Annotated in this window: 20 protein-coding genes; 5 read left to right on the top strand and 15 right to left on the bottom strand. The window is 43.2% G+C overall.

What is annotated here, in order from left to right; all coding sequences use genetic code 11:
• Positions 1-82: 82 nt before the first annotated feature.
• Complete coding sequence (locus HDC92_RS01450) at positions 83-994, top strand: mechanosensitive ion channel family protein (RefSeq protein WP_015807457.1); 912 nt, start codon at positions 83-85, stop codon at positions 992-994.
• Here the strand turns inward: HDC92_RS01450 and HDC92_RS01445 are convergent.
• Entirely contained in the window at positions 991-2,727 is a 1,737-nt protein-coding gene (locus tag HDC92_RS01445) for an ABC transporter ATP-binding protein (protein WP_183871848.1), read from the bottom strand. The two genes, HDC92_RS01450 and HDC92_RS01445, sit on opposite strands and share 4 nt — an antisense overlap.
• A 66-nt stretch (positions 2,728-2,793) precedes the next feature.
• On the opposite strand from HDC92_RS01445, the gene HDC92_RS01440 reads away from it, so the two are divergent.
• Positions 2,794-4,104 (top strand): hypothetical protein, encoded by a 1,311-nt coding sequence (locus tag HDC92_RS01440; protein WP_015807459.1) that lies wholly within the window; start codon positions 2,794-2,796, stop codon positions 4,102-4,104.
• On the opposite strand, the gene HDC92_RS01435 is transcribed toward HDC92_RS01440, so the two are convergent.
• Both HDC92_RS01435 and HDC92_RS01430 read right to left on the bottom strand, forming a co-directional pair.
• Positions 4,101-4,544, bottom strand: a complete 444-nt coding sequence (locus tag HDC92_RS01435; RefSeq protein ID WP_015807460.1) for a GNAT family N-acetyltransferase — start codon at positions 4,542-4,544, stop codon at positions 4,101-4,103. The genes HDC92_RS01440 and HDC92_RS01435 overlap by 4 nt on opposite strands.
• A 61-nt stretch (positions 4,545-4,605) precedes the next feature.
• Positions 4,606-5,097, bottom strand: a complete 492-nt coding sequence (locus HDC92_RS01430; protein WP_015807461.1) for a YajQ family cyclic di-GMP-binding protein — start codon at positions 5,095-5,097, stop codon at positions 4,606-4,608.
• A 139-nt stretch (positions 5,098-5,236) separates the two neighbouring features.
• Between HDC92_RS01430 and HDC92_RS01425 the strand changes: the two genes are divergently transcribed.
• The 3 genes from HDC92_RS01425 to HDC92_RS01415 all read left to right on the top strand — a co-directional run bounded on the left by HDC92_RS01425 (position 5,237) and on the right by HDC92_RS01415 (position 9,150).
• A complete protein-coding gene (locus HDC92_RS01425; protein WP_183871846.1) occupies positions 5,237-6,079 on the top strand; it encodes a hypothetical protein in 843 nt (280 codons plus the stop codon).
• Positions 6,080-6,197: 118 nt separating this feature from the next.
• Entirely contained in the window at positions 6,198-8,252 is a 2,055-nt protein-coding gene (gene ppk1, locus HDC92_RS01420; protein ID WP_183871844.1) for a polyphosphate kinase 1, read from the top strand.
• A 4-nt stretch (positions 8,253-8,256) separates the two neighbouring features.
• Positions 8,257-9,150 carry an exopolyphosphatase gene (locus tag HDC92_RS01415; RefSeq protein ID WP_183871842.1) on the top strand — a complete coding sequence of 298 codons (894 nt, stop codon included), beginning with the start codon at positions 8,257-8,259 and terminating at the stop codon, positions 9,148-9,150.
• Here HDC92_RS01415 and HDC92_RS01410 read toward each other — a convergent pair.
• The 12 genes from HDC92_RS01410 to HDC92_RS01355 form a co-directional block, all read right to left on the bottom strand.
• Complete coding sequence (locus HDC92_RS01410) at positions 9,145-9,615, bottom strand: 4'-phosphopantetheinyl transferase superfamily protein (protein ID WP_183871840.1); 471 nt, start codon at positions 9,613-9,615, stop codon at positions 9,145-9,147. The genes HDC92_RS01415 and HDC92_RS01410 overlap by 6 nt on opposite strands.
• The gene (locus HDC92_RS01405) at positions 9,602-9,865 is read right to left on the bottom strand and encodes an acyl carrier protein (protein WP_015807466.1); all 264 of its coding nucleotides are present in this window, start codon (positions 9,863-9,865) and stop codon (positions 9,602-9,604) included. Before HDC92_RS01405 ends, HDC92_RS01410 begins: the two co-directional genes overlap by 14 nt.
• Entirely contained in the window at positions 9,858-11,135 is a 1,278-nt protein-coding gene (locus HDC92_RS01400; RefSeq protein ID WP_183871838.1) for a beta-ketoacyl-[acyl-carrier-protein] synthase family protein, read from the bottom strand. Before HDC92_RS01400 ends, HDC92_RS01405 begins: the two co-directional genes overlap by 8 nt.
• Complete coding sequence (locus tag HDC92_RS01395) at positions 11,128-11,574, bottom strand: 3-hydroxyacyl-ACP dehydratase FabZ family protein (protein ID WP_015807468.1); 447 nt, start codon at positions 11,572-11,574, stop codon at positions 11,128-11,130. Before HDC92_RS01395 ends, HDC92_RS01400 begins: the two co-directional genes overlap by 8 nt.
• A gap of 19 nt (positions 11,575-11,593) precedes the next feature.
• On the bottom strand, positions 11,594-12,646 hold the full coding sequence (locus tag HDC92_RS01390; protein ID WP_183871836.1) for a type III polyketide synthase: 1,053 nt from the start codon (positions 12,644-12,646) through the stop codon (positions 11,594-11,596).
• Entirely contained in the window at positions 12,643-13,359 is a 717-nt protein-coding gene (locus HDC92_RS01385; RefSeq protein ID WP_183871834.1) for a methyltransferase domain-containing protein, read from the bottom strand. Before HDC92_RS01385 ends, HDC92_RS01390 begins: the two co-directional genes overlap by 4 nt.
• Positions 13,356-14,492 carry an NAD(P)/FAD-dependent oxidoreductase gene (locus tag HDC92_RS01380; protein WP_183871832.1) on the bottom strand — a complete coding sequence of 379 codons (1,137 nt, stop codon included), beginning with the start codon at positions 14,490-14,492 and terminating at the stop codon, positions 13,356-13,358. The genes HDC92_RS01385 and HDC92_RS01380 overlap by 4 nt, the downstream gene beginning before the upstream one ends.
• Positions 14,493-14,545: 53 nt before the next feature.
• Positions 14,546-15,532, bottom strand: coding sequence for a type IX secretion system membrane protein PorP/SprF (locus HDC92_RS01375; RefSeq protein ID WP_183871830.1), 987 nt, complete (start codon positions 15,530-15,532; stop codon positions 14,546-14,548).
• Between the two features lie 12 nt (positions 15,533-15,544).
• Positions 15,545-16,492, bottom strand: coding sequence for a gliding motility-associated C-terminal domain-containing protein (locus HDC92_RS01370; protein WP_183871828.1), 948 nt, complete (start codon positions 16,490-16,492; stop codon positions 15,545-15,547).
• 32 nt (positions 16,493-16,524) lie between these two features.
• The gene (locus tag HDC92_RS01365; protein ID WP_183871826.1) at positions 16,525-17,277 is read right to left on the bottom strand and encodes a hypothetical protein; all 753 of its coding nucleotides are present in this window, start codon (positions 17,275-17,277) and stop codon (positions 16,525-16,527) included.
• 31 nt (positions 17,278-17,308) lie between these two features.
• A complete protein-coding gene (locus tag HDC92_RS01360; protein WP_183871824.1) occupies positions 17,309-18,448 on the bottom strand; it encodes a PKD-like domain-containing protein in 1,140 nt (379 codons plus the stop codon).
• A gap of 318 nt (positions 18,449-18,766) precedes the next feature.
• The gene (locus HDC92_RS01355; RefSeq protein WP_183871823.1) at positions 18,767-20,236 is read right to left on the bottom strand and encodes a PLP-dependent aminotransferase family protein; all 1,470 of its coding nucleotides are present in this window, start codon (positions 20,234-20,236) and stop codon (positions 18,767-18,769) included.
• Positions 20,237-20,382: the final 146 nt, after the last annotated feature.

Genomic DNA, 20,382 nt, shown 5'->3' with positions numbered 1-20,382 from the left:
CGAAGGTAACAATTTGAAGCGAGTATTGTTGTATTTTGTACCTTTGATGACCTGCTTATGGTTAAACTTAAAACGATTAAAAATGATTGAAGACAGAGAAAGAAAGACGGGTAAGGAAATTTTGATGATCCTGATCAAAGCCATCTTTTACCTGTTTCTGGTTTATTTTTATATTAACAAGCCTTTGTTGTATGCAGAATACCCTGGTCTGGCTAAAGCATCCGGAGCAATCATGGTTTTTCTTGGGCCCAGTCTGGTCATTTCCGTAGTGCGCCTGGTTATCATTTACTGGTACATCCGCAAACATAAATTCAAAAACAATGTAAAGGATAATTTTATCCTGGGCATCAACCGTATCCAATCCATATTAAATACTGTATTTTTTGTCATTGCGGGTATCACCTTGTTTAATATAAAAATTGAAGAGTTTATATTCAGCGTTTCCATCGTTGCGGCTGCCATTGCGGTCACTTTTAAGGACTACATCAACAACATGATCAACGGACTGATCATTATGTTTTCCGACAGGTTGTCTTTGGGAGACCACATTAAGATTGGCGAGCATGAAGGTAAGATCCTGGACATTACCCTGATCAATATGATCCTGCAGAATGAGGACAGTGATATGGTCATCATCCCAAACTCGCTGGCTTTCAGTTCAGTGATCGTTAACCAGTCTAAGCAAAACATCAAAAAGCTGAGCATAGAATTTGACATGTCGCTGGCCAATGGCTTTACCCCCGAGTACCTGGAAAATCATTTATATAAAATTATTCAGGACTATTCGGAGAATGTTGTGGAGGGTGGGTTAACCGTTAAGACCCTTGCCATCAACAAAGATGTGGCCATATTTAAGGTGATGATCTTGTTGAAAAGGTATGATAAAATTAAGGAAAGGGAGATCAGAAGGGCCATAAATACCGCCCTGATCAGGCTTTCTGCTACCCTGCACAAGGGTAAACAAATCGATACCGAAAAAAAGGTATCCGATTAAGCATGCCCGGGTATAGCTGCAATTAGTTTTTTGGTGTATTCAGCTTTAGGGTTATGGTAAATTTCTTCCGGAAAGCCCTGTTCTTCAATTTTGCCTTTGTTCATCACAATCATCCTGTCGGAGATGTGCTTTACCACGGCCAGGTCGTGTGAGATAAAGATATAGGTAAGCCCAAACTCCTCCTGCAATTCTCTGAGCAGGTTGAGCACCTGGGCCTGTACAGAAACATCCAGTGCCGATACCGATTCATCGCATATAATAAACTGGGGCTGTAGGGCCAGGGCCCTTGCAATGACTATGCGTTGGCGCTGTCCGCCTGAAAATTCGTGCGGATACCTGTTGAAATATTCAGGTTTCAGATCTACCCGGTCCAATAGATTCAGCACATGGGCTTTCCGCTGCTCATTGTTGTCGAACATGCCATGCACCTGTAAGGGTTCCATCAGCGCATTACCGATGGTTAAACGCGGGTTGAGGGAAGAGTAGGGGTCCTGAAAGATGATCTGTACCGCTCTTCTCATTTTTCTTAATCCGGCAGTATCCAGCGAGGATAAGTCGGTCCCGTCAAACAGCAGCTCGCCTGAAGTGGGCTCCACCAATCGTAAAATGCTACGGCCCAGCGTGGTCTTTCCGCATCCGGATTCGCCAACCAGTCCTAAGGTCTCGCCTGGAAACACATCAAAAGTAATGTCGTCCACAGCTTTTACATATTCCGTTGTTTTGCCAAAAAGCCCCTTGTTTATCGGATACCAGGTACACAATTGTTTCACCTGCAGCAAGGGTTTTTGCTGATAAAGGTTATGCCTGCGCTGTTCTATTTCGGCCTGTGTATAACTGTTCATTTCCAGTAAATGCTTCAGGCCCATTTCTTTGTCGCCGTTCATAAAATCGGCCACTACCGGAAGTTTTTTCAGCAGGCGCTGAGGGGCGGGGCGGCAGGCCAGTAAGCCCCTGGTATAAGGGTGTTGCGGATGGTTAAACAGTTGCGCTGCCGCTCCCTGTTCCACGATTTGTCCTTTGTACATTACGGCCACCTCGTCCGCAATCTCACTGATCACTGCCAGGTCGTGCGAGATAAAGATCATGGCCATTCCGCGCTCTTCTTTCAGCTTCAGCAGCAATTGCAAAATGGTTTTCTGTACGGTAACATCCAATGCTGTAGTAGGCTCATCGGCAATCAGCAGTTCGGGGTTGCAGCTTAGGGCCATGGCAATCATTACCCTTTGTTTTTGTCCCCCTGAAAGCTGGTGCGGGTAACTGTCAAATATATTTTCCGGTCTGGGCTGCTGTACTTCTTTAAACAAGGCAATGGTTTTCTCTTTTGCAGTTTGTTTATCTACCCGCTGGTGCAGCATGATGGCTTCTTTAACCTGATAGCCACAAGTAAAAACCGGGTTCAGGGAAGTCATGGGTTCCTGAAAGATCATGGCAATTTTATTGCCCCTGTATTTCCTGATCTCATCGGGCGACAGGCCGAGCAGGTTGATGTTTTGAAAATCAATGTTGCCCTCAATTTTTGTACTTTGAGGATCATGAAGTCGCATAATAGAAAAAGAGGTTACGGATTTACCGGAGCCTGATTCGCCGACTATGCCCAGTACTTTTCCTTTTTCAACCTGGAAGCTTACCTTGTTTACGGCCTTAAACCAGGATTTGTCCTCTTTGTTAAGAAATTGTATATCTAGATTTTTAACGTTTAGCATCTGAGAACCAAGGTAGTGATTTACCGGCATACTCAGAGAATTTAAGAAAGCAATTTTCCTAACCTATAATTCGGCCTGTTTGCTTAATTTTGCAGCATGGAAAGAGAAATCCTTGACACCAGGCGTAAGGCTTTAAAGATTAACCTAAACCCCAGAATTTACGGAACATTTGCCGAGATCGGTGCCGGACAAGAGGTTGCACGTAATTTTTTTACTGCCGGTGCCGCATCAGGAACGGTAGCCAAGACCATGTCGGCCTACGACATGACCTTCAGTGATGCCATTTATGGGGTTGAACCTTCAGGAAGGTACGTAAGCCAGTCGCGCTTATTAAAAATGCTTGACCATGAGTTCAGTCTGTTAACAGAACGCTTAAATGGTGAAAAATACGAAGGACGTGCTTTCTTTGCTTTTGCAGATACGGTTACTACTTTAAACTACAATAAATCCAATGACCCGCATGGTTGGATCGGCATCCGTTTTCAGGCAGAGCCTGGGGGCGAGCCCAACGAAATCTTTTTCCATGTACGCTTACTGGATACCGATGCGGCATTACAGCAAAATGTATTGGGTATTATTGGCGTAAACCTGGTTTATGCCGCTTATTATTATAACCAGGACCGCAAAGCGATGATCGAATCGCTGGCCGATAACTTAACAGTAGGGTCGGTAGAAATTGACCTGATCTCGGTTAACGGGCCCATATTTAAAGATGCGGACAATATTTTGCTGAACCTGTACCTGATTGTTAAAGACTTTTCAGATGCAGCCATCTTTGATGCCAGCGGCCGTCCGTGTTTGCCTAAGGACCTGCTGTACAAAAAAGACATCATGATCCTGCGTACCAAATATGCCCAGAAATCCAATCCTAACTTTAGCATGCTCAACAAGGCTGTAGACCAGTTTGTAAGGACAGAAAATGTGCAGGAAGACAACCTGAGCGTATTGATCGAAGTATTGATGTCAAATGTGCTTTCGGCCAATGACGGAGCTGATGATATCGACCTCAGGGCTGTTGCTAAAAGGGCAGAAGAGATGTGTAAAACGGGAAATAAGGTAATCGTATCCAACTTTGCCCGACACAATAAACTGGCCAAATACCTCGACCGCTGCAGGCCAAAAAGTGTAGGGATATCTACCAATATCAACAACTTAAAATTCGTGTTCAATTCCGGTAATTTTGGCGAAAACTATTCCAGCCAGCTGCTGAGTTATGTAAGCGATATGTTCAGTAAAAACGTAAAACTTTTTGCCTATCCTTTTCTTGACAAGAAGACAAACGAAGTGATCACAACAGCCAATATGCCGGTAACACCGGATGCCAGGCCCCTGTTTGATTTCCTGATCCTCAATGGCTACATCACCGATATTGAAGATTACAGCGAAAGTGATGTAAAAACTGTTTAATCCTGTTTCTGATAAGGGTTTGAAATTGCAATACCCATTATCCTTTCGGGATGCTCAACTGCCTTAAAGCCAAATTGCGCATATAAACCATGGGCATCCAGCGTAGCCAGCATATACCTTCTCAGTCCCTGCAGGTCTTTATGGAAAAGCATGAGCGACATCAGTTTTTTAGACAGTCCCTGTCCGCGGTAGGCCTCATCCACATACACATCAGCAAGGTAGCCAAAGGTGGCCTTATCTGTGATCCAGCGGGCAAAGCCTACCTGTTTGCTGTCTTTGTAAATGCCAAAACACAGGGAATTTTCTATAGAGGTTTTAACAATTTCTATGGGGATGTCCTTTGCCCAGTACGATTGTGTACTTAAATAATGATGAATTGCAATCGGATCGATCTTATTTTTGTCATCAGAGAAAACAAAACCATTTTCTTCAATTTCCATGAATGTAATTATTTTTTTACTTTAAGAAAGGAACACTGCCGGTTGCCGGCTTAAACAGTATTTAGTTCCGCATGTTGATGAACTGCAGCGGCTGACCGAAATCTTCTTTTTTGCAAAGGGCAATTACACCTTGCAGGTCGTCTATACTTTTGCTTTGCACCCGCACCTGGTCATCCATCATAGAAGCCTGTACTTTTAGTCCGCTGGCTTTTATTTTTGCCACAATTTTCTTTGCAGTTTCTTTGTCTATACCTTCTTTTACCGAAATTTCTTTCCTGATCATGTTTCCGGACGCATATTGTTCCTTACCAAAATCCAAACTTTTTGCATCCAGGTTTTGCTTAATCATCCTTGAGATGATGGCATCCTGAATTGCTTTTAAACGCATGTCATCTTCGGTAACAATGGTAATTACATTGGTCTTTTTATCGTGGTCGATGGTACTTTTTGAAGTACTGAAATCATAACGGTTTAAGATCTCTTTTTTTGCATTGTTCATCGCGTTGTCTAATGTTTGCGCGTCTACTTTGCTTACAATATCGAAAGTGGGCATGATTATTATAGCTTTAGAATAAAAAATTAGCGTAGATTTAAGTATCAGATTATTTAATCTGCCTACGCAAATATAAAATAATTAACTATAGCAAGCTCTAATGAGTTTCAAATTAATCAAAAAACATAAAACCAATACTATGAAATCCAGTAAACCAAAAGCTCAGAAAAAAGTAGCCAAAAAAGCGGCTAAGAAACAACTTGAAAAAAGTTTGACAGAAAAGATCCTGGAAACCGTTAAGCATTTAGGCCAGGATGCAGAGAAGATTGGGGGAGATATAGCCATTGTAAGTAAATTTGTAGCTAAAAAGCTTTCTAAAAAATTCAGTAATGTTAAAGCTGCTGTTAACGAAAAAATAGACGAAGCTAAAGCAGCCAATAAAAAAGCAGTAAAAAAAGCGGCCAAAAAGGCATCATCCGTTAAAAAAGAACTGAGCAAAGACGCTAAAAAAGCAAAAAAAGCGGTTAAGGTTGCCAGTGCAAAGGTTAAACCGGTAGTACAAAGTGTTAAAGTAGCGGCCATTGCCACAGAAAAAAAAGCAGCTGATGCCATAACAAAGCCAGTGGCCAAAGTAGCAGACAAAGCTAAAACAGCAGCGTCTACTGTAGCGGCAAAAGTTGCTGAAGTTAAAAAAGAAGTTACTGCTACGGTTAAGGCACCTGCAAAACCGGCTGCCAGAAAACCGGCAGCAAGAAAGGCGCCTGTTAAAAAAGCTGCCCCGGCAGCGGCAAAACCAGCGGTTACCGCAGCAGCCAGCCCTGCAGCGGCAAAAGCCACTTCATCAACAGCCACTCCAGCTAAATCAGCTACTGCAAAACCAGCTGCAAAAGCCCCGGTAAAAAAGGCAAGCCCCGCAGCTAAGCCAGCTGCCAAACCTGCTGCCGCCAAACCTGCAGCTGCCAAGGCTCCGGAAACTGCAACAACGGCCCCTGCAAATGGTACAGCTGCCGCAGCTGCCAAAACAGAGAGCGAAAGCAAATAGCAGAACATTAAAATTAAATAAGAATTGTATAATTAATCATAATTAACAATTACTTAACAATAGAATTTGCAGTTTTGGGCATCCCTGTTTTAGAACAGGGATTTTTTTGATATTTTAAATGACGAAGAAAAAGGCTCCATTTCTAAACAGAGAGATCAGTTGGTTGTATTTTAATGAGCGCGTTTTGCAGGAGGTGGCTGATGAGACAGTCCCTCTTATAGAACGAATAAAATTTCTGTCTATTTTTTCTTCAAACCTGGAAGAGTTTTACCGGGTAAGGGTAGCTACGCTGAGCAGACTGGCCAACCTGAACGATAAAGCCAAGGCCTTACTGGGCTTTAACCCTAAAAAGATCTTAAATGAGATCAAAAACATCGTTGTAAAGCAGGAACGCAAGTTTGAACAATTGTTTAAGGCTACCCTGATCAATGAACTGGCCCAAAACCGGATTTTTATTTTAAACGATACCCAGCTCAACGTGTCCAGGGGCGAATTTGTGAGAAATCATTTCAGGGACAGGATCCTTTCCAATCTTGTTCCGATCATGATCGACCTGGAAAAACCATTTCCGGAGCTAAAGGACCGTTACCTGTATTTTTTTGTCAGGCTTTCCAAAGCGCCCAATAAAAACCAGAAATATGCGCTGATTGAGCTCCCGCCCGATCTTCCACGTTTTCTGGTGCTGCCCGAAACCAATGGCCTCAAGTTCATTATCCTTGCCGAAGACATCATCAAGTACTGCCTTGACGATATCTTTTACGTTTTTAATTATGATGTTCTTGAAGCGTATTCTATACAGCTCACGCGGGATGCGGAGCTCGATATTGATAAAAATATCAGCGATAAGTTTATCGAAGAACTGAAGGCCAGTCTGGATAAACGTAAAAAGGGAAAACCCATGCGTTTACTGTACGATACGGAAATGCCTTTTGAAATGCTGACGGTATTGATCAATAAAATGAAAATAGAGGCCGATAGCCTGATCCCGGGCAACAGGTACCACCGCTTTGGTGATTTTATTGCCTTCCCCAATGTGGGCAGCAAAGACCTGGAATATAAGCCCAATGTGCCCCTTAAAGTACATGGCCTGCACCGTACCGAAAGTATATTCAATAAATTGCAGGGCAAAGATTATCTGATTAACCTGCCTTATCAGTCTTACGATTACATCATCCTTTTTCTGCGTGAGGCGGCCATCGACCCTAAGGTAACTGAAATCAACATTACCCTGTACCGCCTGGCCGAGAATTCGAGGGTAGTTAACGCCCTCATCAATGCCGCTAAAAATGGTAAAACAGTAAACTGTATGGTCGAGTTAAAGGCCCGTTTTGATGAACAGGCCAATATTTTCTGGACAAGCAGACTGGCAGAGGAGGGTGTAAACGTGAACTACGGACTTACCGATTACAAAGTGCATTCCAAGATCTGCCTGGTCAAAAGAATGGAAAAGGGGCGGGCGGTTTATTATGCCAACCTTGCTACCGGTAATTTTAACGAGAAAACAGCAAAACTATACTGCGACCACAGTATTTTTACTTCCAGAAAAGAAATTACGGCCGACCTGATCAAACTCTTTAAGGCCTTAAATAAAAAGACCGTTACCAGGGGCTTTAAACACCTGATCGTTTCGCCGCTGGAATCGAGAAACAAGTTTTATCAGCTGGTAGACCGGGAAATTAAAGTAGCAAAGCAAGGCAAGCCTGCTTATATGATCTTAAAGGTAAACAGTCTGGCCGATGAGGGCATTGTAGAAAAACTGTATGAAGCCAGTAATGCCGGGGTTAAAGTAAAGCTGATTGTGCGCGGCATCTGCACCCTTGTTCCGGGTATTCCCGATTTTAGTGCCAATATTACGGTTATCAGTATCATTGATAAGTTTCTGGAGCATGCCCGGGTATTTATTTTTGGTAACAACGGCAAGGAAGAAATGTTCCTGTCGTCGGCCGACCTGATGAGCCGCAACTTTGAGCACAGGGTTGAGGTTGGCTTTCCCGTGCTGGATGAAGAAGTAAGACAGGAGATCAGGGATATCATCGAGTTCCAGTTACAGGACAATGTGAAGGCCAGGGACATTACCCGGCTCAACAACAATAAATACCATAAAAATAATTTAAAAACTAAAATTAGGGCGCAGGTGCAGACCTATAATTACTTAAAAAACAAACATCAGTAAGCCAATGTTAAGATATGCTGCCATAGATATAGGTTCAAATGCGGTTAGGTTGTTGATTGCGGATATCTCCAAAACCGAGAATGGTTATGGGTTTAAAAAAAACACCCTGGTGCGGGTTCCGTTACGCCTGGGCGATGATGCTTTTTTAGACCATCACATCTCGGCACGTAAAGTGGAGGAGCTGCTGAAAACCATGTCGGCCTTTAAAAACCTGATGGAGGTATACCATGTCTCGGCCTATCTGGCCTGTGCTACTTCTGCCATGCGTGAAGCCGGAAACGGAGCAGATATCATCAAAATGATAAAGAAACAATGCGATGTAGACCTGGAGATCATCGCCGGACAAAGGGAAGCCAATATCATTTATGCCAATCACATTGAAGAAAACCTGGACATCAAAAAAAGCTATCTGTACATTGATGTAGGTGGGGGCAGCACCGAGCTTTCTGTATTTGTAAACCGCGTACCTGTGGCCTCCAAATCTTTTGATATCGGCACCATCCGCATCCTCGACAATCAGGATAAGGAGGAAACCTGGGAAGAAATGAAAAGCTGGGTAAAGGAACATACAAAATCCTTAAAAAACCTGGCCGGTATAGGAACCGGGGGCAATATCAATAAACTTTTCCGTATGTCTGACGAGAAAGAGGGCATGCCCTTAACGTTCCTCAAATTGAAAAGCATGTATAACCAGCTCAATTCGCACTCGCTTAAAGAAAGGATCAGTGTTTTTGGTTTAAACCCTGACAGGGCCGATGTCATTATCCCTGCCTGCGAAATTTACATCACATTGTTAAAATGGACGGGGATCAAACAGATCTATGTGCCAAAAGTAGGGCTGGTAGATGGCATCATCAGTCTGCTCATTGAAGAGAACCTGAGCGAGGCCGTTTTATAAATAGGCAAGTGCCAGGTAAATGCCATGATGGCTTACCGAACCCGGGTTGGTAGCCCGGTAGGAACTGTCGCAGGCATCATAACAACTTATTTTATACCTTATTTTTTGGAGCAGGCTGGCATCCGCTGCGGCCAGTGTATGGATGTATCTTTCCGTAATGGAAGTTTTGGTAAAGTAGGACTGTTCCTGATACCATACATTTCCGGTGGCTGTTTTTTTATGGATGATCAGGTTGTTGCAAACAATTGCTGCCGGGGCAAATACCCTTATTTTGTTTTCCCTGCTAAAGATTTTATAGGCCGATTCTTTCATTGTCCAAAGCAGCCATACCATCATTTCAGCATCTTTAGCAGCGCTGATCAGGAACCTTTCTCCGGGCGTAAATATCTTTTCCAGATAGCCTTTTCTTTTCCAGTTGCTTTCTTTTTTTGCCTGTTCCAGGTCAACAATGTCATTCCCTATCAAGTGTTTTCAGTTTAGCCTCAATAATTGCCAAGGTATCCGATACGTTTAACATGCGTGCCATCTCCTGGTTGTCAATTTCAATGTCGAATTCCTCTTCCACATCCAGCACCACATCTACCAGGTTGGCCGAATTGATTTTCAGGTCTTTAATGAAATCCGTTGTGGGGCCAATGTTATCCAAAGCGGCTTTATCGGGGGTATAAGGGGCAACAATTGTTTTCAATTTTGCTATAAGTTCTTCTTTATCCATTTTCATACTTTTTAAAAATGATGCAGGCATTTACATCACCAAACCCAAAACTTGCCTTAGCTAATATATTGATGTTTTTATAAAGTATTTGCTGCGGGATCCTATTTTTATCTACCAGCAGGGCAATTTCCGGATCCAGGTCCTCACAGTTGATGGCCGGGAAAATAAAGCCCTGTTGCAGCTGCAGTACCGAGGCTACACATTCTATACTTCCCGACGCGCTTAAACAGTGTCCGGTCATTGCTTTCAGGCTATTGATATAAGGAAAATCAGCCCCTTTTCTGTTTAAGGCGATGGTCCAGTTCTGTACTTCCAAAGCATCTTTTGCCGTGGCTGTCAGGTGTCCGTTAATGGTGTCGACCTGACTGGCTTTGACACCGGAATTTTTAAGGGCAGCAGCAATACAACGCTGTACAGCCATACTGTTGGGGGCGGTCATGCTGCCCGTACCGCGCTGTCCGCCCGAATTGATGTTGCCCCCCAGTATTTCGGCATAGATGAAAGCGCCCCTTGCCAAAGCACTGTCCAGTGTTTCCAGCACCATGGCTCCGGCACCACTGCCGGGCACAAAGCCGCTGGCACTGGCGCTCATTGGTCTCGATCCTTTTTCAGGCACCTCATTGTGTTTAAAGGTACATACCTTCATGGCATCAAAGCCAGCCCAAATGTAAGGGCCACTGTCGCTCGTGCTGCCCGCAAGCATTCTGGTCGCCTGCCCGGTTTTAATGCGTTCATAAGCCATTAAAATGCTTTCTGTGCCCGTTGTGCAGGCCGATGAATTGCTGCTTACCTGGTTGCCCAAGCCCAGTTTACCCCCCAGGTAGGCACTGATGCCGCTGACCATGGTCTGTATCACTACACTGCTGCCCAGTTTGCGTACCTGTAAATCGTCTACTTTATAAATGGCCTCCCTGAATTTTTCGATGCCCGATGTGCCGGCACCAAACAGGGCACCACTTTGCCAGTCGGGCTCATTTTCGGGGGCGGGTAACAGCCCTGCGTCCTGCCAGGCATCCATTCCTGCGATCAGGCCATACAGAATTCCGCTGCTGTTAAAATTCCTGCGTTCCAGGTCGGTCATGTACCTGGCCATCAGCTCGTCTGTTACTTCCGGTTTTCCGGCAATCTGACAGGAGAATTGCAGTCTTTCCAGTTCAGCGTCATGCTTAATCCCTGAAACACCATTTTTAATGGCTTCAGTAAAGGCTTTTAGTCCCACTCCATTTGGTGCAACTACCCCTAAACCGGTTATTACTACACGTTTATGCATTCATTTTATTGGTCACCATGCCGGCAATGGTGCCTTTACAAACTACTTCGCCGGCGGCATTGGTCATTTGTACTGTACAATTTAGCTTTTTAAACCTGAAATATACCTTTTGTGCATTTACGGTTACTTTTTCTCCCGGAAAAACAGGTTTCATAAAGTCGATAGCCGTAGAAGTGAGCATCACATGGCCCGGCATTCCGCCTTCGGCACTGCCCGATAAATAGATACCCAGACAAACCAGGCCAATTTGCGCCATGGTTTCCGTTAATATCACACCGGGTGTTACGGGATGGTCTTTAAAGTGTCCTTTATAAAAATCCAGATCTGCATCAAAAGTATAAGAGCCGGTTACGCCGTTTTCGTCAATTGCTTCCAGCTCATCTACAAATAAAAAAGGTTTGGTGTAAGGTAAGTGTGCTAAGATCTCTGCTTTGTTCATGTTATAAATTTTAATGCTTTTACCATTTCAGCAAAATACGTTGTGCCGAAAACCCGGGCCCAAAGCTCAGCATCAGGCCCAATTCTGCACTTCCCGGTTCGCGTTCCATAAAACGTTCCAGTACATACAGTACTGTGGCGCTCGACATATTTCCGTATTCCCGTAAAATGTTTTTAGTTTCGTTTATATTTTTGCCTAATTTACCAAATAACCCTTCAACTGTCTGAATAATTTTTTTTCCTCCGGGATGAAAGATCAGGTGGTCAATGTCTGCTATCTTCAGTCCGTTTCTGGCCAGGAAGGGGTGGATGATATCGGGGAAATGCATTTCAATGTTTTTCGGAACCTCTACATCCAACACCATTTGTAAACCAGTGTTGCAAAGGTTAAAGCCCATCATGGGTATGCTGTCGTAAAAGTGGTACATTTCTTCGGCAATGATTTCCGGTCCTTTATCTTCGTCCAGCGAGGACAATAAAACACAGGCTGCACCGTCGCCAAAAATAGCAGCACTCACGATATTGGCCATAGAAAAATCGTTGAGCTGGAAAGTTGCGGTAGGCGATTCTACAGCAATTACCGCCGCACGTTTACCGGGATTGGCCTTTAAAAAATTCTTGGCATAGATCATCCCAGATATACCTGCGGCGCAACCCATTTCCGTTACCGGCAGGCGCACAATATCCTGGCGCAGGTTTAAGGCATTGATGAGATAGGCATCAACAGAGGGGATCATGATACCCGTACAGCTTACCGTGATGATATAGTCCAGTTCCTGTGCTTTCCATCCCGATTTTTCCAGGGCCATGGCCAGACAGCCGGTGGCCAGTTTAATCCCTTCGCGGATGTAAATGTTGTTTTTTTCTGCAAAGGAGCTTTGGTTAAACACTTCTTCGGGCGACATGATCGAGTACCTTTTATCCACATCGGCCTGCTCAAATATCTTTTTTACCTTTCTGATAAAACGGGGTTCCTGTCCATGTAGCCAGGTGTCCAGAAAAGGGAGTATCTCTGCTGTTGTTCTGGAATATTGTGGTGTCAGGCTGGTAACGGTCGTTATTTTTACGCTCATATTGTTGGAATTATCCACTGGTAACGGAATGCCCATTTCCATTTCAGGATATAGGTGCTAAAGTTTAATTGCCTGGAATAGGATTGGAGGTCGCGCTTTTTAAAGCCCCTTAAAATAGATACAAGCCCATCGTCTTTCGACATCTGGTTGAGGCCAAATACAAAACACAGCCCTGTAAAAAGGTAATAGGCCATTTTGCTCCTGTGCAGATCGTTTACCACAATGCCCAATGCCGATTGTGCTTTAAAGCCATTCATAAGCGTTATAATTTCTTCGTCTTTAAAATGATGTAGGGTCAGTGTACATAAGATAACATCATAAACCCTGTCTTGTTTAATTTCCTCAAAAATATCTGCGCAGCAGTAGCTGATGTTTGGGTAGTTCAGCGACAGCTGCTGTGCATGTGCAATGGTAAACTGATTTGCATCTATACCTATCAGTTTAAAATTCAACTGTTTTTTTTCTGCAAAATCGGCCAAAGCCCTCAGCATGTCGCCATTGCCGCAACCTACATCCAGGATGGTAATTTCATCCTTGTTCAGCGCTTTTAATTTGAGCAGCTGTTTTACACCCTGCAGGGTAAGTTTATTGCCACCCAACAGCCTGTTTATACCGGCAATTTTATCCAGGGCATCCCTAAGTACCTCACCTTCTAAATTAAAATCGTCCATTATTTCGGCTGCATCACTTCGCCTGCTGGTATCTATGCTCATAAAATGGGTTTTCCGTGGGTTGTTTTTATAATTAAGGGCAGGGCCGATGGGAAATAACCCAGTAGCTGCTGTAATGGTTTAAATAATTTATCCTTTCTGATGATTCCAGACAAGAAACGGCCCATCAGCAATCGGTTTTTAAAATTGGTATTCCATGTGGCGGTATATAGTTTTTCGAGCGTTGTTCTTGACACCAGCTTACCGTTCAGGTATTGTATGCTCAGTTCTGCACAAATTTTGGCACTGTGTATGGCCATGGCCATGCCGTTTCCACAAAGAGGGTGGATGAGGCCTGCAGTATCGCCGATCATCAATATATGGTCACATACCAGTTCCTTTTTAGCGAAAGACACCTGGCTAATGGTTAAAGGCTGATCAAAAACCGGGCTGCTTTCCTCAAAAATCTTTCTGAGCTGCGGGTTTTTGTACAATACCTTTTCCTGAAAATCCTTGAGGTTGGCGCAGGCCTTAAAGCTTTCATAATCTGCCAGGTAACAGATGTTGATCTGTTTGTTTTCTATGGCCGAAACCCCACAATAGCCCCCTGCAAAATTGTGCAGCTGTACCAGATCACTGGGAATAATGCCATTGTAATGTGCCTTTACTGCCAGCCAGGGCGATTTTTTTTGTATAAAGCTACGGGAAAGCTGCTGGTCAAGGGCAGATCTTTTTCCAAAAGCACCGATCACCAGATCAGCTTTTAAGGTTCCTGAATGGCTGGTGCTCAGCTCAAATCCATTGCCATTAAAAACGATATCCGTTACCCGGTCTCTGATCACTTTGCAGCCTCTTGACAGGGCTTTTTGATAGAGGAAATGATCGAGTGCAAACCTGCTTAAGCCAAAACCGCCGAGCGGAAGTGCGCAGCCAATAATTTGTCCGCTAAGTGAAGAGACAGAAAGGCGGTTAATGGCTACCGGAAGCAGTTCATACGGATCGGCATCCAGCCATTGCAGATAAGGTAATACTTCGTTGGAAATGTACTCGCCGCAGACTTTATGATGGGGATATGCATTTTTTTCGATCAAAGTGACTTCAAAACCTTCTTTTAGTAAGTGCAGGGCGCAGGTTAGACCTGACAGGCCACCGCCTACAATTAAAATAGTTGCGCTTTGGTTGGTTTTGTTTGTCATATCGGGCATGAGTGGCAGTACCAATATAACACTAAAAAGGCAGCATTGTTATGTTAAAACCTATTACACCTCAACTGCCTTCTTTCAGCAGTAGTTCGGCGATTGATGTAAAAGCCTGCGGATAGCTCATGACTGCCGTAGTTGTAATTGCGCAATTTATTGAGGGAGTAATCGTACGAATAGCCAATCCTGATATTTTCCGTTGCAAAAATCTCAAGTATGCCACCCATTGCGTGTTCTTTGGCCAGTCCTTTTTGCTGATAGTCTTTTTTGTAAAGATCGAATGAAGTACGGGCAAAAGCGCCGATCCAGAGCCTATCTTTAAGCAGCAAAAAGGTAGTGATGTCCATTGCCGAGGGGCCTTTGGTATCATCTTTAAAAAGGATGACCGGTTTAAATTTAACATCTTCGCTGAATGGGAACAGCGCTCCTGCGCTGAAGTACAAATGCGGCTGGGGAACGGGTATCCTGCTGTCTTCGGTATTTCTTTTTGCCAGGTACTGGGCCAGCATATTGGTCATGGAAAGGCCCAGGAAGAAGCTTTCGTTGGCGTAATAGATCCCAAAGCGGGCGTCAGGTACGGTACTGGTCTGCGAGCCAACAGGGATCAGCTCATCACCCGGCTTGTACCCTTCCAGTTTGGTGCCATCCAGGCCCATCTGTACCATGCCGGCTGCAATGCCAAAAGAAAGTTGTCCGGTTCCACTATATCCGGTTTTAATGTGGTAGGCATAGTTTGCATAAGCTGTAAGGTAAGTTTGTGCCCCCAGCTGATCGTTGGAAACGATTAGTCCAAGTCCAACCTTGTCGTCATAAAAAGCTCCATCAGCTGCAACAGAAAAAGTTTTCGGGGCCCCTTTAATGCCTGCCCATTGTGAGCGGTAAAAGGACTGCACATAAATATCGCCTTTATAACCGGCATAGGCCGGATTGATGTGGATACCATTAAAAATATACTGTGTATACTGGCTGTCCTGCTGCGCGCTGGCAGTAGATATCATACCTGCGATGCTCAATAGGCCTATCATTCTTTTCATCATATCTCGTTCCGGTTATTTGTTTCGTAGTATGGTTATATAGCCTTTATAAATTTCCCATTTGTTGCCTGCGGTTTTCAGTTTTAGCAGGTAGAAATAGGTACCCTCATTAAGGCCGATAGCTGTCCAGTCGTTCCTGTATCCTTTTGTATTATAAACAGTACCTCCCCATCGGTTTAAGATGGTTAGCTCATTGGCTTCATAAAGTTCCAGGCCGGGTATTTCGAAGGTGTCATTTAAACCATCGCCGTTAGGTGTAAAAACATTAGGGATGATGATTCCTGCTACCGATTTACTATCTGTAAAGCTGTTGTTTTTCAGATCAGGATCAGTTTCATTAGCGCTTACCGTGGCTGTATTTCTGATGATCCCGGCTTTAACCGCTTTTACTTTGATTTTCAGATCGGCACTTTCGCCATTGTCCAGCTTGCTGATCTCCCATAAAACGGTTTTGCTGCCCTGGTTGTAATTGGCCAGCCCAAGAGTGGGTGTCATCAGCTGTTGAAAAATGAGTTCTTCAGGTAAAATATCCTGTACTTTTACGATTGTAGCCGTTGCGGTACCATTGTTTTTCACCTGGATCAGGTATTCAAAAGTATCGTTAATGGTTACGGCCCTTAATTCCGAGTTTTTGCTGATCATCAGATCGGCAGTAAGTGCATTGGGGGTACCAATGTTTACAATAACAGGGTCGGATATATCAGAGGCACAGCCCTGTGCGTTAAAAGAAACCACTGTATAGGTTCCTGCAAGCAGTAGCGTGTATTCAGATGAAGTGGCACCTGTAATTGCGGCACCGTCTTTAATCCATTGAAAAGAAGCCGCATTAACAGAACTGGCCCGCAATTTTATAGTTGATCCTTGTGGAATATTTATAGTTTGCGAACTACCAGATTGCGCAAAGCCTGCCGTTGCACTCAGCAACAGCAAGCTTGACACAAAATTGGTTTTTCTGTTAGACATGTAGGGTTCAATTAACTAGATCAGATTTTTCATTAAGAAGCTGAAATAGAAGGTTTAGCAGGTTTTGCTGTTACGGTAATGGTAGTACTTCCAGACTCTGTGCATGGTGTTGCGCCAGGCGATTTTAATGTCTTTCCTGCCGGTACTGTATAAGTCACATTAGAAGTGACTGTATAGCTACCCACTGTACCTGTAGTCATATTGAATTTTTTAGAATCGTTAACATCAACATCACCTACTCCGGAACCCGGTACGGTTACCCATGCATAATTAAAATTAACGCCAGCAGGAAGAGTAGCTGAATTTGCAGGGGTAGCTAAAGAGGTAATTACTGTTTTTGTGAGATTAGTTGTTCCATCAATACAGTACGCTGCAGATGCTGGCGTAACCTGAACTGAATAAGCAGGTAACATATATACCTCAATAGGATCGGAAGGGTCGCCAGTACAGCTTGCTCCGGAAGCACTTATTACATGTACTCTCCAATAATGGCTTCCGGCAACATTAAGTTCTGAACCGCCAGTTATTGTTAAGTTTTCAGAACCAGCAGTTCCATTATATGTTTTTACTTCTGCAGCTGATCCTGAAAGAGCCGTGCCGCTGGCATCTACTTTCTGCCATACGGTTTGATCTCCTGTAGTCAGGGTGTAGGCACCTGTATACGCTAATGTAACTGTACCTGTGCTACAAACATAAATTGCAGGATCGGCCAGTGCTGCAACCGGCAATAGAAATACTAAACAAAATGCCAGAACTAATTTGATTTTTCTACTTGTCTTTTTCATGATTTTAATTTTAAGAGTGAATATTTATTTTTTATTGTGATACGATATGAGGTGCTTGTGGTTTAGGATTAACTTTTACAATTACATTTGTTGATTTCGGACAGCCATTACTTGTTAAGGTGAAAATGTATGTTACATTTATTGGTAATTGTGTTGTGTTTACTAATATTTCGTTGATCTGATTAGAGTTACCAGAACCGATAGCATTGCTGATGTTAGTTACAGCAGCCCTTGTCCATGAAAAACTGGTACTTCCCAGACTGCTTGTGGCTGTATAAGAAAAGTTAGTTCCACTGCAAACAGATGGATTTAAGGAACTTGTTAAGTTGGGGAGAGGTTTTACAGTTACTGTTACACTTTTGTCATCATAACAGCCAAATCTTGCATACCTTACCCAGTAAATAGCTGTAGAAATAGGAGAAACTGTAGTTGAAGGTAATGCTGTACCACCTTGTACTGATGACCAAGTATATGTACCGCCTGTTACGTTATTATTGTCAAGAGGATTCAGGGTAGCGAGATTTATTGACTGCCCATTACAAATTGAAACAGGTGAAATGTTAGTAAGTGAAGGCTGCCCATCCAAGCGGTAAACAGAATTAATATTTATATTGTTTAATGCTCCTAGAAGCCCAGCTGAAAGCTTTATGCTAAGTTTAGTGAATTTTGCAGTAGGCTTAAACTTTACAAAACCAGTAGTGTTACCAGGTAGGAGAGTTAGTAAACTTGCATCAATTGATATTTCATCATTATTGCTTGTCGTTCCATTGTAAGTTCTAATTTTTATACCACCTAAAACATTTGCTGTTAAGAGTGCTGCCGGACTTCCAAAAACTATAACAATTTCATCACAACCTTGATTATTATTTACAGTCGGAAATAGAAAACTTTGTTCAACGTAAGCTCCCAGACCCACAACTAAGTTTAAAGTTGAATATGTACTTATATCCGTATCAAAAGCTTTTGGACGGTCAGTAACGCTACAGCCAATACAAACACCACCAATATCTATTGCATCACTTGATGGATAGGTTATAACTTGCCCCTTAACTTCCCCCATACCCGCCACCATCACTATCAAAACCAATAGTAGGCGCCAGTGCTTCAATATGTTTTTATGTTTGAGCGAGAGCATGAACACTTTTTCCTTTTTATCCCTTTTTTGAAACAATGAAGACAGTTTTTTTCTGTCCTTTCAAAATTAGGCTACAAAGAGGGCTTAATGCGTGTTCATATTGTTCAGTTTGGTAGAGCTAATCCTTGCTTTTAGGGGCTAAAAAGCCAACGGTTTTCCGTAGTTTAAGCTTAAATTGTTATTGATCAATGGTTTTTGAAGTTTACGCTGTTCTGTTCATTTTGTTCAGTAATAAATACATAAACAAAATGCTAAACCCACAGTGAACCCACAGTCAGCCCACAGTGAGTCCACGTTTTCCTTAGAAAAATGTGGACTTACCCTGGCTTAACCAAGAGTTAACAGTAAGAGGTTCTAAAGGTTGCCCGACATCACCATGCCCAGCATTTTGGCACCACCTTCGGCTTCATTGATGTCAAAAGCACCAAAGCCCAGCACCATAAAGTTTGTTTTAATGGATGTTTTCTGGTTGTTGGGATGGTAGGGTACAGGGATGCCGTTGTCGTCCAGTTTTTTCAGCATCACATTTAAATCAAACCCTTCATCAAACTTTAACCAGTAGGTAAGGCCGTGTTCAGGAATTACATAGCTTATAAACTTATTCAGGTAATGGTTAAGTATAAGGTTCAGCTCGTCGCGGTAGGTTTTTGATTGTATCCTTACCTGCCGGGCATAATCGGCCATGTCGCCTTTTAATATCATTTCAGCAAATGCTTTTTCTTTGATCACATCTCTTTCGTTGATAGCTTGTGCCGGTAATGCTTGCAGTTCGGTAATAAATTGTGCCGATGCCACAATTATGCGTAACGACTGTGTATCTGAGGTAGCTTTGCTCAGGGCAGCCATGTAAATCACATAACCATCGTGATCATAACAGGCAAGCGGTTTATAGGCAGTAATGCCGTACCAGAATTCATGGTCATCTTCTTCTTCAATAATGCACATCCGGTGGTCTTTGGCCAATTGTACAAGACGCCTGCAGCTGTCCTCGTCCAGTGTAAAACTTTCGGGAATGCTGCATTGGGGCCTGATGTGGATGGCCCGCACTTTAGTATGACTTAACAGCTGCGCTATACGGTCCATAAAGTCAGGATCTTTGCGGTTGATGGTAAACACATTGGCATTACATTTTAACAATGCGTCTGATAATTTTGTGTCGTGGGGCGAGGTATTGATCACCACATCACCGGGGCTGATCAGTATTTTGAATACCCTGTCGAGCGCGCTTTTTCTGGCTTTAATAATGTCGAGCATATTATTTTTTAAGCCAAAACCACGTCTGCGGTTTAAGTAATTTACCAGGTTGTCTTTTAAATACCTGGCATCGTATTCATTTAGTAGCCTGGCCTGGCTCAATTTTCGGCTTTCCTCGCGGAAATGGTTGCAATATTCCGAAAACTTGTTTTCGGGAAAGGCAGCCGGGCTTGGAAAATCAGTACCTACAGCAATATAAGGTTCTTCGACATAGGCTGGCTGATAAATTTCTTGTTTTTTGTTCAAAAGCACCAGGCCTGCCGGAAAATGTTCTGTAAATCCAGAAGTCCTGAGCTGCATGTCTTCGGTTGGGTTATTGGCAGATACTACGGTGCCCGAACCTGGGTTACTGGTTAACCAGTTGTTATCTGTTAATTTGACATAAGCCCTTCTAACCGAGCTTGCACTAACCTGGTTAATTTTTGCAAGCTGTCTGGAAGAGGGGACGGGATCGCCGGCATGAAGATTTCTGGATCTGATTTCACGTATAATGAATTCTTCTATTTGCCTGCTACATTTAGACCTGTCTAATCGAGGAATTAACCAATTGATACTGTAATTGTTTCTCATAATTGAGCTATTGAGCGTTAATAAAGATTTAAGAATCTTAATCAAATGTAAACTAAAAGATTATAAATAAAAAACACACAAAAATTGTATTCAGCAAAAATCGTATAAGTGTGTTCAGCTATTCTCGTTTAAACTATAGAACTTTA

The organism is Pedobacter sp. AK017, assembly GCF_014200825.1.
Classification (GTDB): Bacteria; Bacteroidota; Bacteroidia; order Sphingobacteriales; family Sphingobacteriaceae; genus Pedobacter; species Pedobacter heparinus.
The sequence above is the reverse complement of the archived record's forward strand: the minus strand, read 5'-3'. Positions and strand labels throughout refer to the sequence as shown.

Excerpts from the sequence above, each read along its gene's own strand:
- HDC92_RS01435 (WP_015807460.1), bottom strand. The coding sequence starts at position 4,544 with ATGGAAATTGAAGAAAATGGTTTTGTTTTCTCTGATGACAAAAATAAG.
- HDC92_RS01405 (WP_015807466.1), bottom strand. The coding sequence starts at position 9,865 with ATGGATAAAGAAGAACTTATAGCAAAATTGAAAACAATTGTTGCCCCT.
- HDC92_RS01375 (WP_183871830.1), bottom strand. The coding sequence starts at position 15,532 with ATGATGAAAAGAATGATAGGCCTATTGAGCATCGCAGGTATGATATCT.
- HDC92_RS01390 (WP_183871836.1), bottom strand. The coding sequence starts at position 12,646 with ATGAGCGTAAAAATAACGACCGTTACCAGCCTGACACCACAATATTCC.
- HDC92_RS01445 (WP_183871848.1), bottom strand. The coding sequence starts at position 2,727 with ATGCCGGTAAATCACTACCTTGGTTCTCAGATGCTAAACGTTAAAAAT.
- HDC92_RS01385 (WP_183871834.1), bottom strand. The coding sequence starts at position 13,359 with ATGAGCATAGATACCAGCAGGCGAAGTGATGCAGCCGAAATAATGGAC.
- HDC92_RS01395 (WP_015807468.1), bottom strand. The coding sequence starts at position 11,574 with ATGAACAAAGCAGAGATCTTAGCACACTTACCTTACACCAAACCTTTT.
- HDC92_RS01425 (WP_183871846.1), top strand. The coding sequence starts at position 5,237 with ATGAAATCCAGTAAACCAAAAGCTCAGAAAAAAGTAGCCAAAAAAGCG.
- ppk1 (WP_183871844.1), top strand. The coding sequence starts at position 6,198 with ATGACGAAGAAAAAGGCTCCATTTCTAAACAGAGAGATCAGTTGGTTG.
- HDC92_RS01440 (WP_015807459.1), top strand. The coding sequence starts at position 2,794 with ATGGAAAGAGAAATCCTTGACACCAGGCGTAAGGCTTTAAAGATTAAC.
- HDC92_RS01450 (WP_015807457.1), top strand. The coding sequence starts at position 83 with ATGATTGAAGACAGAGAAAGAAAGACGGGTAAGGAAATTTTGATGATC.
- HDC92_RS01355 (WP_183871823.1), bottom strand. The coding sequence starts at position 20,236 with ATGAGAAACAATTACAGTATCAATTGGTTAATTCCTCGATTAGACAGG.
- HDC92_RS01380 (WP_183871832.1), bottom strand. The coding sequence starts at position 14,492 with ATGACAAACAAAACCAACCAAAGCGCAACTATTTTAATTGTAGGCGGT.
- HDC92_RS01365 (WP_183871826.1), bottom strand. The coding sequence starts at position 17,277 with ATGAAAAAGACAAGTAGAAAAATCAAATTAGTTCTGGCATTTTGTTTA.
- HDC92_RS01430 (WP_015807461.1), bottom strand. The coding sequence starts at position 5,097 with ATGCCCACTTTCGATATTGTAAGCAAAGTAGACGCGCAAACATTAGAC.
- HDC92_RS01370 (WP_183871828.1), bottom strand. The coding sequence starts at position 16,492 with ATGTCTAACAGAAAAACCAATTTTGTGTCAAGCTTGCTGTTGCTGAGT.
- HDC92_RS01400 (WP_183871838.1), bottom strand. The coding sequence starts at position 11,135 with ATGCATAAACGTGTAGTAATAACCGGTTTAGGGGTAGTTGCACCAAAT.
- HDC92_RS01415 (WP_183871842.1), top strand. The coding sequence starts at position 8,257 with ATGTTAAGATATGCTGCCATAGATATAGGTTCAAATGCGGTTAGGTTG.